The sequence below is a fragment of the Nocardia sp. NBC_01388 genome (genome assembly GCF_045040085.1).
GTDB lineage: Bacteria > Actinomycetota > Actinomycetes > Mycobacteriales > Mycobacteriaceae > Nocardia.
In genome coordinates, this window is the sequence record NZ_CP109553.1 from 5,683,320 (window position 1) to 5,694,288 (window position 10,969).

At 66.2% G+C, this 10,969-nt stretch carries 10 protein-coding genes; 4 read left to right on the plus strand and 6 right to left on the minus strand.

Features of this window, described 5'->3' with window-relative positions; genetic code table 11:
• Window positions 1-141: 141 nt before the first annotated feature.
• The 3 genes from OG716_RS27620 to OG716_RS27630 are packed head-to-tail and all read right to left on the minus strand — an operon-like array spanning window position 142 to window position 2,827.
• A complete protein-coding gene (locus OG716_RS27620) occupies window positions 142-1,011 on the minus strand; it encodes an ABC transporter permease (RefSeq protein ID WP_405133560.1) in 870 nt (289 codons plus the stop codon).
• Window positions 1,008-1,826 carry an ABC transporter permease gene (locus tag OG716_RS27625; protein WP_405133561.1) on the minus strand — a complete coding sequence of 273 codons (819 nt, stop codon included), beginning with the start codon at window positions 1,824-1,826 and terminating at the stop codon, window positions 1,008-1,010. The genes OG716_RS27620 and OG716_RS27625 overlap by 4 nt, the downstream gene beginning before the upstream one ends.
• Window positions 1,823-2,827 (minus strand): ATP-binding cassette domain-containing protein, encoded by a 1,005-nt coding sequence (locus OG716_RS27630; protein ID WP_405133562.1) that lies wholly within the window; start codon window positions 2,825-2,827, stop codon window positions 1,823-1,825. The genes OG716_RS27625 and OG716_RS27630 overlap by 4 nt, the downstream gene beginning before the upstream one ends.
• 304 nt (window positions 2,828-3,131) lie before the next feature.
• On the opposite strand from OG716_RS27630, the gene OG716_RS27635 reads away from it, so the two are divergent.
• The 3 genes from OG716_RS27635 to OG716_RS27645 are packed head-to-tail and all read left to right on the plus strand — an operon-like array spanning window position 3,132 to window position 6,163.
• Window positions 3,132-4,616, plus strand: coding sequence for an aldehyde dehydrogenase family protein (locus tag OG716_RS27635; protein WP_405133563.1), 1,485 nt, complete (start codon window positions 3,132-3,134; stop codon window positions 4,614-4,616).
• 8 nt (window positions 4,617-4,624) lie between these two features.
• Entirely contained in the window at window positions 4,625-5,176 is a 552-nt protein-coding gene (locus OG716_RS27640; RefSeq protein ID WP_405133564.1) for a type VII secretion system-associated protein, read from the plus strand.
• Window positions 5,177-5,215: 39 nt separating this feature from the next.
• Complete coding sequence (locus OG716_RS27645) at window positions 5,216-6,163, plus strand: hypothetical protein (protein WP_405133565.1); 948 nt, start codon at window positions 5,216-5,218, stop codon at window positions 6,161-6,163.
• A gap of 41 nt (window positions 6,164-6,204) precedes the next feature.
• Here the strand turns inward: OG716_RS27645 and OG716_RS27650 are convergent, their stop codons facing one another.
• The gene (locus tag OG716_RS27650; protein WP_405133566.1) at window positions 6,205-7,440 is read right to left on the minus strand and encodes a TetR/AcrR family transcriptional regulator; all 1,236 of its coding nucleotides are present in this window, start codon (window positions 7,438-7,440) and stop codon (window positions 6,205-6,207) included.
• 101 nt (window positions 7,441-7,541) lie between these two features.
• Here OG716_RS27650 and OG716_RS27655 point away from each other — a divergent pair, with 101 nt between their 5' ends.
• Window positions 7,542-8,336, plus strand: coding sequence for an enoyl-CoA hydratase-related protein (locus tag OG716_RS27655; protein WP_405133567.1), 795 nt, complete (start codon window positions 7,542-7,544; stop codon window positions 8,334-8,336).
• Window positions 8,337-8,421: 85 nt separating this feature from the next.
• On the opposite strand, the gene OG716_RS27660 is transcribed toward OG716_RS27655, so the two are convergent.
• Together OG716_RS27660 and OG716_RS27665 are read right to left on the minus strand one after the other, a co-directional pair.
• Window positions 8,422-9,669, minus strand: a complete 1,248-nt coding sequence (locus tag OG716_RS27660; protein ID WP_405133568.1) for an Nramp family divalent metal transporter — start codon at window positions 9,667-9,669, stop codon at window positions 8,422-8,424.
• A gap of 231 nt (window positions 9,670-9,900) precedes the next feature.
• Entirely contained in the window at window positions 9,901-10,896 is a 996-nt protein-coding gene (locus OG716_RS27665; RefSeq protein WP_355124867.1) for an alpha/beta hydrolase family protein, read from the minus strand.
• Between the last annotated feature and the right edge of the window lie 73 nt (window positions 10,897-10,969).

Consider the following 10,969-nt stretch of genomic DNA (forward strand, 5'->3'; position numbering starts at 1 on the left):
GACGCACACCACACTCCGACTGCGGTACCGCATAACACCCAAAACTCGCATGCGGGACGCATTTTCGCGTCTGGCTACCATCCAGCAACAGCAACGGGGCGGTACCCGGAGTACCGGATACCGCCCCGCCGAGGCAGTAGCTCAGGCGCCGGTTTCGGCCGCCTTGCGATAGCCGCGAATCGCCGGATAACCGAACACCACCACCATGCCGACCGCCCAGGCGACGGTCTTCAGCAGCGGCACCGCGATCGGCCCGTCGAAGGACAACCCGCGCATGGCGTCGATGGCCGTACTCATGGGCTGGTTCTGGACGGTCATCTGCAACCACGTGGGGTACGCGAAGACCGGCACGAAACCTGAGTTGAAGAACATGAGCAGGCTGTTGATGACACCGATGACCTGCACCAGCAGGATGCCCTCGGTGATGGTCGCGAGCGCCGTCACCAGCACCGCGAAGCCGATGCCGAAAATGATCGGAATCCCCAGCATGGCAATGCCCGCGGCCGCGCCGTACCAGAATCGGAAGCCCAGGCAGACACCCACCGCGAGCACGATCAGCGAGGTGAGCAGCACGCGGATCGCCTCGGCCAGCAGGCGTCCGGTGAGTCCGGCGGCGCGATGTACGGGCATGGTCCAGAACCGGCCGAGCAGTCCGGTCGCCTTCTCGACCTTGAAGCCGAGCGCCGAGACCACCGAGCCCGCCATGGCCGCGACCAGCATGACCATTGGCACGGTGCCGTAGATGCTGGGCGCGCCGGTGGCGGAGGTGATCGAATCACCCAGCACCACACGGAACATGAGCAGGGTGGCCGCCGGATAGGCGATGGTCTGAATGGTGGTGGCGGGGTCGCGGGCCCAGCCGATCAGCAGTCGCTTGCACTGGATGAAGCTCTGCTCCAACCAGATCGACAGCGTCCGCTCGGACCGCTGCCGGACCCGAGGCAGCGGCTGATGCCCTGCCCACGAATCCGTATCGCCCTTGGCGGACTGGACTTCCACAACAGAACTCATGACCGCCTCATACTCGCCCAGACCGCCGCCGGCAGGAAGAACACCGCGGCGCCGATCAGCCACACCATCGGCACCCAGAACACCTGCCAGGTCACCCCGTGCGCGGCCATATCCCGCAGCGCGAAGGAGAACTGGGAGATGGGCTGATTGCGCACGAACGGCCGAACCCACACCGGGAAGCCGGATTCCGGCACGAATCCGCAGGAGAGCATGCCGAAGATCAGCGTCGGCAGTGTCAGGGCCTGACTCAGCGATTCGGGATTCTTGGTCAGCGAGCCGAGCGCATCCGCGCCGACGGCCAGCACGGTGCCGACGGCCAGTGAGAACACGCAGAACAGCACCGTCTGTCCCCAACCGGCCACGAACCGGAAGCCGATCATATGACCCCAGCCGATGGCCGCGGTCAGCGAGACGATCGATCGCACCAGACCGGCGCTCAGGCGCGAGACCAGCGGCACCATCTTGCCGACCGGCATGCTCTGCATCCGGGTGTTGAATCCGGTCATGGCCTCGAAGGCGGCCATCTGCGCATTCGACATCATGGTGACGGTCATGGTCTGCAGCACGATGATCGGCATGACGAACTGCGCGTAGTCGATGCCGCGGAACTGCATGACGTACTTGAGCGGCAGGTAGAAGCCGAGGGTGATGACCAGCGGGGTGACAGCCGCGAAGGCGAGTTCACCCTTGGTGGCCATCACCCAGAGAATGCGGCCGGTGAGCGCCTGCCACTGCTGCAGGCTGTTCGGCTTGGCCTTGGGCAGACCGGCGAACAGATCGGCGCGGCCCACTTCGGCCGCGGCCGGCGCGCTCATTGGATGCCGCCCGAATGCCCGGTGAGTGAGAGGAACACATCGTCGAGCGAGGGCCGCCGCAGCCCGATGTCCGCGAGTTCGATTCCGGCGCCGTCGAGTCGGCGCAGTGCCTCGGCGAGTGTCGAGGCCCCGTCCGGCGCGGGGATCGAAAGCCGATCGCCACTGCCGATTTCGGAGCGCGTGGCTTGGGGAATCAGATCGCCCAGGGCGTCCGCGGCCGCGATCAGATGGGTCGGATCCAGCGGCACGACCTCGCAGTAGCTGCCGCCGGTCTTCTGCTTGAGCGCGTCCGCGGTGCCCTCGGCGATCACCGCGCCCTTGTCGATGACGATGATGTTGTCGCTGAGCACGTCGGCCTCTTCGAGGTACTGCGTGGTCAGCAGGACGGTGATGCCCTGGGTCTTGAGCGCGGTCACCAGATCCCACACGCCCTGACGGCTGCGCGGGTCGAGTCCGGTGGTGGGTTCGTCGAGGAACACCACCTCCGGTCGCACCACGAGTCCGCAGGCGATGTCGACCCGGCGGCGCATGCCGCCGGAGTAGTGCCGGACCGCGCGCCGGCCGGCGCCGGTGAGGTCGAATTCCTCGAGCAGGTCGTCGGCGCGCTGCCGGGCCGCCTTGCGGGGCAGGCCCATGAGCCGGCCGAACAGTTCGATGTTCTCGCGTCCGGAAAGATTTTCGTCAAGGGCGGCGTACTGACCGGTCATCATGATGGACCGGCGGACGGCCGCGGGATCCTTGCGCACATCGTGTCCGGCGACCCGGGCGATGCCGGAGTCGGGACGCAGCAGGGTGGACAGGACCTTCACCGCGGTGGTCTTACCCGCGCCATTGGGGCCGAGGATGCCGAGGACCTGGCCGCGGACGGCGGTGAAGCTGATGCCCTGCAGCGCGTGCACCTCGCCGAACGACTTGCGGATGTCTTCGACATATACCGCCGGATCGCTCCCTGCGCTGCGCACTTCCGCTGTGTGCGAATCCGGTTTGTCCAAGCTCGGCATCAACTCTCCACTATCGGCTGGGCGGGCAATTCAGTTCGCCCCGGGCGGCGGGTCCCCACATCCCCTCGGGGATGATCCACTCCGTCGCGCGTGATGTTACCGGCGGTACGGATACGGGGTCGTTCCTTTGCCGAAGCAGCCATCCGCCAAACGTGTCCTTGGTCACAAACTGGCAGGTCTGCGAATAGCCGCTGATCCAGACCCAGACCAGACGGTCTGCTGATATTTCCGCACCTTGTCGGGGGTGCTCGCCGAACCATAGGCTGACAGGCGGGGAGACATTCATGGCCACGAGAGGGTAACCATGGCCGAGCCTGCGCAGCAGCCACGGGCAGCGCGCACCGGAGCGGGCCGACCGAAGGTGCTGACATCGTATGATCCGCGCACCGGGGAGGTCGTGGGCGATTACGCCATCATGGGCGCCGGTGAGCTGACCCGTGCCGTCCGCGCCGCCCGCACCACCGAACAGTGGTGGGCGGCACTGGGATTCGCCGGACGCAAACGCTGGCTGCTGGACTGGAAGCGCGCCATCGCGCGCGGCACCCGTGAGCTCGTCGAACTCATCAGCAGTGAGACCGGCAAACCGCGCATGGACGCGGCCGTCGAAGTGACGCTGGCCGTGGAGCATCTGGATTGGGTTGCGCGCCATGCCGAGAAGACGCTGGGCCGCTCGACCCGCAGCACGGCCTGGTTCCGGCACGGCCGGGACGGGTCGATCGGGCGACTGCCGCTGGGCGTGATCGGCGTGCTGGGCCCCTGGCAGAATCCCGTTCTCGCACCGATGAATTCGATCGCCTCCGCCATGGCCGCGGGCAATGCCGTGGTGTTCAAGCCGAGCGAGCTCACCCCCGGCGTCGGGGCGTGGCTGGCCGACACCTGGAATCGCCTGTCCCCGAATCAGCCTGTGCTGCAGGTGGTTACCGGTGACAGCTCCACCGCCGCCGCCCTCTGCCGGGCGCGGGTGGACAAGATCGCCTACGCCGGATCGGCCGCCGGCGCCCGCGAGGTCACCGCGCTGTGCGCGCAGACCGCCACTCCCCTGGTGATCGAGCAGGGCGGCCGCGGCGCCATGATCGTCCAGGTCGACGCCCGTCTCGACACCGCCGCGGCCGCAGCGGTATACGGCGCCATGGCCAATGCCGGGCAGCATCCGTCGGGCGTGCAGTGCGTGTACGTGGCGGACTCGGTGTACGAGCCGTTCCTGGAAATGGTGGCCTATCACGCCCGCAAGCTGCGCCCCGCCGCGGACAAGCGCGCCTCCTACGGGCCGATGGTGCTCGACGCCCATCTCGATGTGGTGCGCCGCCAGGTCCGCGATGCGCTGACCCGCGGTGGTCGCGCGGTGGTCGGCAGCCTGGAATCCATTCGCGAGCCGTATATCGAACCGGTGGTGCTCACCGAGGTCCCGGAGATCAGCCTCGCCATTACCGGTGAGGCGGTGGGCCCGGTGCTGATCGTCAACCGGGTCGCCTCGATGGACGAGGCGGTGGAACGCGTCAACGCCCCTGAAAGAGTGCTCCCCGTAGCCGTTTTCACCCGCGACATCCGCAGCGTCCCCGAATTCGCCGACCGCCTCCGCACCGAACTGGTGACAGTCAATGCCACCCCGGTCTACGGCATCCACGGCCCCGGCCGCATCCGCGACCCGCAGTCCCTGCTCGAATTCGCCCGCGCCCAAGCGATCATCGACAAACGCCACCGAGAACCGGTGGGGCTGAGCACCTTCGACAACCATCCACAGCGCCTCCGCCTGGCAAGAGCACTCTTCCGCCTCCGCCACAAGGTCTGATCAGCACCATGGAAAACCCGGCAGGCAATGTCGTTCAACAGGGTGACTGGTTGGTGCTCGTCGATCCGAGCTGGCAGGAAACCGCACCGGAGTTGCTGCCGCCGCAAGGGGCGATTCTCGGCGGCTGGCAGGTAGGCGAGAAGGGCGTGCCTGGTCCGTTCGAGCCCAATCCGAATTATGTCCCCGCCGACGACTCGATGCCGACCGATCCCCTCGACGCCGTGCTGAGACGGGTCGCGAACGGCGATGCCATCACCGGCGGCGAAGTCATTGCGGCACTGCGTGATGCCGTGGTGGAGATCGGATGCGACAACCACGACCATCCCCTGGTCGGACCGGCTCCGGACGGAGTGCCGTGTGTTGCGGTCGCCACCGCCACTGTGCACAGGCACCGCGTGAAGGCCGACCGATGGTGGCCGGTGCTGGGTGCCGAACTGCCTGACATCGTGCCCGCCGGCGTCGACATCCTGCTCAATCCGGGCAGTTCCGCACAATTCCTGCTCCGCACTCGAAGCCTGCCCCGACCGAGTAGCGACCAGGCTTCCCGGACCTGGGAATAGTGCGCTTTTCCGCCTGCGAATCGACCTACGCTTACCGCTGTGGAGCTCTCTGCCGGCCTGACTCGGATGGCCGGGCGACTTCGGGCAGCGGTCGTCGACGCGGGGGGTGCGCTGCGAAAGATCGCATCCGAATTGCCGAATGATATGCGCACCGTGGCGGATAATATCGTGACAGCCGATTCGAAAATCGTTCCGCGTTTCGACCCGAGCGAAACACCACATTTCACAGGCATGAACCCCGCTACGGGAATGCCTCATATATTCACTCCCGAGCAAATCCGCAGCCAGCCCATATTCGATTTCGACGGAAACGTCGTCGGGGTGAATTTTCCACTGAAAGTCAGCGATAGCAAAGAGCCGATATGGATCAGTCACAAAGGGCTTGAATCCATAAAAAGCGAGTATTACCAAGCTGAAAGAACACGCAGTTTATGGCCCCCGAAGGGACTGCTGACGCGAAAGCCGGCGTGGACCTTCGGTAGATCATGGCCGGCGCCCTGGGCATCGGATGAGTCGGAGAATCTGGTGTTCGCGCGGGCACATGCAGGCAAGAGAGGATACTTCATCCAGGTCAAGGAGAAAATTCCTCTGACGAAATGGAGCAGGTGGACGCCCATGCAGGTCGACGGCAAGACATATGGCAAGATTCTCGCATCCAGCGAACATTTCAAGCAGGCCGTCAAGACGAAATCAATGGCTAGACTTATTCAGATGTCATGCTCGCCCGCCGGCCGGTCAGCCGCACGTAAGTCTGCAGAATCATTGCATTCCGCAGGATTGGGATTCGATGTGCATGCCACCGAGAACACCCATTTCAATACCTTCGAAAGCCAGTCAGGCTCCCTGGTGAAACAGTATGGCAATGTCATTCTCGGTCACGGCTCCGAGATGAAATTCAACGATGCGGGCTATCCGACGAAGTCGCCCTGGGCCGAATACAAAGCACCAAGAAGAAGCACAGATACCGCCGATGGCAGGCCGGAATGACAATACGCGAGAGCGAGTTGTGCAGATTTCCGCGCAGGCGCTCAGCCCTCCCCGGGGGCGTGGCCACCCAGAAGGACGGCGCTCATCAGGGCGCGGACTCGGGCGAGGTTTTGGGGCCTGGTGTCGAAGCGGAGGCGGCGGCCTACGTCGATGACCTGGCCGATGGCGGCGTGGACGCGGAAGCGGGCTTCGATCTGGTCGCCTTCGAGCAGGTTGGCCCATTCCAGGACGTTCTGGCGCTGGATGGAGCGGAGCCGATGCTGTTCGGAGGCGGGCAGATTGGAGAATTCGGCGAAGTAGACCGGGAGGATCTCCGGCATGGTGAAGGTCATGCGGGCGAAGCGTTCGGCAATGCGCACGGCGGCGTCGGCGCGGCTGGTGGCCTCCGACAGCGCTTCGGCATTGGCGATGGCCACGCGTTCGCCGGTGCGGTGGAAGGCGGCGGCGAGTAGATCGGATTTGCTGCTGAAGTAGCGGTAGACGCTGGAGGCGTTGATGCCCGCAGCGGCGCCGATCTCCTCGATACTGGCTTCGTGATACCCCTGCCGCCCGAAGATCCGGATGGCCTCGGTGAGCAGCTGTTCGCGTTTGGAGATGACGGGCAGGCCGCGCACGATCGGGTCGCCGGTGACGGGTGCGGGCGCGGGCGGCAGGTCGGCGCGCAGGATGTCCCAGCAGATGTCGTTGAGCAGGCTCACCAGGCGCGCGTTGGACAGCGCCGTGCGGTGCCCGGTCACGCTGCCGATGGCACTGAGCACGGCCGCGGCGCGCAGGCTGTTGTCGGCCGGGTCGGCCTCGGGGTACAGCTCGGCGATGGGCGCGGTGAAGGTGTCGTGCAGATCGGCGTAGATGACCCGGATTCGAGCGCGATCCGCACTCTCCAGATACCGCCGCTCCCAGCGGTACAGTCCGCCCTCGCGGCGGCAGTCGATGGTGTGCTCGGTGATGCCGCGGATCAGTGCGGTGAGTCGCGGTTCCGGTTCCAGCTCGGGGTGGTCGGCGGCGTGGGCGGCATCGACCAATTGCTGCGCGCCCATCTCGGCGGCGGCGACCAGCATGGCGTATTTATTGCTGAAGTGCCGGTACAGCGCGGGCCCGGATATGCCGACCTCGGCGGCGATCTCGTCCACGCCGACCGGGTGATAACCCCGCTCAGCAAAGGCCCGCGCGGCGACGCCGACAATCTGGGCCTTGCGATTCTTGGGTCGGCGCCGGGGCCCAGGTTCGCCGGAAGGTCGCGCGGAAGCGAGTCCCACCTCGCTGCGATCGGCGACCATGCACTTTCTCCTTTTCCACGGCACCGGCTGTTGACAGTGCCGGACGAATCCACCTAAGTTAACCACAATTCGCACAGCCGAACACATCACCGGGAGCACTCATGAGCAACACCGCGACGACCCCGGGCTATACCGCCGTGCTCGACGGCCGGGTACTGCGTATCACCATCACCAATCCCAAGCGCAAGAACGCCATCGACTACGACACCATGCTCGGGCTCGGTGAGACGGTGCTTTCGGCATACGACAATCCCGCGGTGCGGGTGATCGTGCTCACCGGCGAGGGCGGCGACTTCTGTACCGGCGCGGATCTGTCCGCCAGCCCCGGCGAGGCGGCACGCGGAATCACGCCCGAGGACACCATGGTCGCGGCCAATCGGATGATCAAGGCGATCGTGGACGCGCCGATCCCGGTCATCGCCCGGATGAAGGGTGCGGCCGCCGGTGTCGGCGTCGCCTTCGCCTTGGCCGCCGACCTGACCTACGCCGCCGAGGACGCCTACCTGCTGCTGGCCTTCATCAATATCGGCCTGATGCCGGACGGCGGGGCGGCGGCCATGGTCGCGGCGGCCGCCGGTCGCCCGCTGGCCGCCGAGATGGCATTGCTCGGCGATCGCCTGCCCTGCGCCGAGGCGCAGCGCCGCGGTTTGATCACCGGCGTCTACTCCGATGCGGATCTGGATGCGAAGGTCGAGGCCGCCGCCGCCAAGCTGGCGCACGGCCCGCGCCGTGCCATCGAGCTCACCAAGCGTGCGCTGAACGCCGCGGCACTTCCCGCTCTCGACGCCGCACTGGCCGCGGAAGGGATCGGTCAGCCGGAGTTGTTGCGCGGGGCCGATTTCGCCGAGGGTGCGACGGCCATGCTGCAGAAGCGCAAGGCCGTTTTCGCGGAGTAGATCCCGGCCGAAAGCATGCCGGGATGACGAGGGGTCTGCCGGGATGACGGGGCTTGCCGGCAGCGCCGCTATCTCCCGGCGACGGTCAGTTCCCGGCGACGGTCAGATAGATGAGCGCGACGTTCAAAGCCGTGATGATCGCGGCCACCAGCCAGGCGAGCAGGGTGGTGATGCGCCCGTTCACGTCGTCGCCCATGAGGGTGCGGTCGGTGGTGAAGCGCACCAGGGGGATCAGCGCGAACGGAATGCCAAACGACAGCACCACCTGCGAAATGATCAGCGCCCGAGTCGGATCCACGCCGAGGCCGAGCACCACCAGCGCGGGAATCAGGGTCACCACGCGGCGCACGAGCAGCGGGATGCGGTGGTGCAGCAGTCCCTGCATGATCATGGCTCCCGCGTAGGCGCCGACCGAGGTGGAGGCCAGGCCGGAGGCGAGCAGTCCGATGGCGAGCAGTAGTCCGGCCGCCGGGCCGAGCGTGTCCCGCACCGCGGCGTGCGCGGATTCGAGCGAGTCCACATCCTGCCGTCCGCGCAGCGTTGTGGCGGCCATGAGCAGCATGGCCAGATTCACCGCGCCCGCCAGCAGCATGGCCAGCCCGACGTCGTAGCGAGTGATGCGCAGCAGCCGGGCGCGGGCCGCACCGGCCTCGGGCCGGCCGTGCCGATCCCGGGCCAGTCCGGAGTGCAGATATACCGCGTGCGGCATGACGGTCGCGCCGATCATGGCGGCGGCGAGCAGCACGCTCTCGGTGCCGTCGAAGCGGGGCACCAGCCCGCCGATGGTGGAGGAGACCGAGGGCGGTGAAATCACCACGGAGGCAATGAATCCGATGGCGATAATGCCGAGCATGCCCAGGATGATGCGTTCGAACGGCTGCTGCCCGCGCCGATTCTGCACCAGCAGCAGGCCCAGCGATACCATGCCGGTGATCACGCCGCCGAGCAGCAGCGGCAGCCCGAACAGCAGGTTGAGTGCGATGGCGCCGCCGACCACCTCCGCGAGATCCGTTGCGATGGCGACGGTTTCGGCCTGCCCCCAATAGGCCAGCCGGACACCGCGACTCGCCCGCTCCCGCACCACCTCCGGCAGTGACATACCGGTCACCAGGCCGAGTTTGGCCGAGAGGAATTGCACCAGCCCGGCCATGGCATTGGCCATCACGATGACCCACACCAGCAGGTATCCGAACTGTGCGCCACCGCTGATATTCGAGGCAACATTGCCCGGATCGACATAGGCGATGGCGGCGACGAAAGCTGGTCCGAGCAAGACCGTGGCTGATCTCGCTCGCTGGAATTTGGAGCGCGTATCGGCCAGGCTGGTACTCACAACAATAGATTACGGCTAACCGAACTTTTTGTTTAGAGCTACCTTCAAGAAAGTGATCAGGCTGATAGCGGCGCCCCGCCACCGTTCTCCCGCAGATCGACTCCTGCTCCTCTGGAGATCAGCGCTGACTCTCCTGAAGGTCACCTCAACACTCACGAAAACGCCGAACGCCCCGGCGTTGCCGGGGCGTTCGAGTGCACTGTTCGGGCTACTGCCCCGCAGGTTCGGGAATCAGATCCCGAGGCCCCGGGCCAGCACCGGCCAGGAGTTGAGGAACTCGTCGTTCCAGTAGCCCCAGGAGTGCGTGCCGGTCGCCCGGAAGTTGTAGGTGGCCGGAATGCCGAGCGAGTCCAGCTTGGCCGCCAGATTGTGGCTGCAGTAGTTGGTGCCGGCCTCGATGGCCCCGCCGATGATCATCTGGTTGGCCAGGCCGTACTGACCGGGCAGCGCGTACGGACCGTCGAGGGCGTCGTACTGGCCGGGCAGACCGCTGCCGGAGGAGATGTAAAGGGCTGTGCCACGCAGCTTCTCGGCATTGACGACCGGATCGTTGGCCGCCCATTCCGGCGAATCCATCGGGCCGTGCATATTCGTGAGCTTGCCGCCGCCCCAGGTCTCGACGGTGAGGCGCATGAATTCCTGGCCGACCGGATCGGACATCTGGGCGCAACCGCTGTACGCGGCGGCGGCCTTGAACAGGCCCGGTCGCATTTCGGGCAGCTGCAGCACGGTGGTGCCGGAGGTGGAGATGCCGGCGACCGCGTTCACGCCGTTGGTGCCCAGGGCCGCGTCGATCAGCGGGGGCAGCTCATCGGTGAAGAAGGTCTGCCACTTGTTGACGCCGAGCGTCGGATCGGTGGTGTCCCAGTCCTGGTAGTAGCTCCACTTGCCGCCGATGGGCTGCACGACATTGACGTTCTTATCGGCGAGGAAGCCGTTGACGATATTCGTCTTCTTGACCCAGGAGGCGTCGTCCTGACCGCCGCCGGCGCCATTGAGGAGGTAGAGCGTCGGCTGCGGCACGGTGGCGTCGGCCGGGCGCTGCACATCGACCGGGTAGGTCGCGTCCATGGCCGCGGAGTGGACGTACAACCGGATGTTCCGGCCGTCCTTCATCTCCGCCTTGGTGATCTTCGACCCGTCCGGGGCGACCGGATCGGCGAGCAGCTTCTTGCTGTCGATGATCGGGTCGGCGCTCGCGGTGGGACCGCCGACACCGGCGACCATGCCGGTGAGAACTGCTGTGACGGCGAGGAAGGCAGCGGCTCGTGCACCGCGCCGGCGACCGGCAAGCCCGTTC

Coding starts and splice junctions, on each gene's coding strand:
- OG716_RS27635 (WP_405133563.1), top strand. CDS start 3,132: ATGGCCGAGCCTGCGCAGCAGCCACGGGCAGCGCGCACCGGAGCGGGC.
- OG716_RS27665 (WP_355124867.1), bottom strand. CDS start 10,896: ATGGTCGCCGGTGTCGGCGGTCCCACCGCGAGCGCCGACCCGATCATC.
- OG716_RS27625 (WP_405133561.1), bottom strand. CDS start 1,826: ATGAGCGCGCCGGCCGCGGCCGAAGTGGGCCGCGCCGATCTGTTCGCC.
- OG716_RS27655 (WP_405133567.1), top strand. CDS start 7,542: ATGAGCAACACCGCGACGACCCCGGGCTATACCGCCGTGCTCGACGGC.
- OG716_RS27630 (WP_405133562.1), bottom strand. CDS start 2,827: ATGCCGAGCTTGGACAAACCGGATTCGCACACAGCGGAAGTGCGCAGC.
- OG716_RS27640 (WP_405133564.1), top strand. CDS start 4,625: ATGGAAAACCCGGCAGGCAATGTCGTTCAACAGGGTGACTGGTTGGTG.
- OG716_RS27650 (WP_405133566.1), bottom strand. CDS start 7,440: ATGGTCGCCGATCGCAGCGAGGTGGGACTCGCTTCCGCGCGACCTTCC.
- OG716_RS27620 (WP_405133560.1), bottom strand. CDS start 1,011: ATGAGTTCTGTTGTGGAAGTCCAGTCCGCCAAGGGCGATACGGATTCG.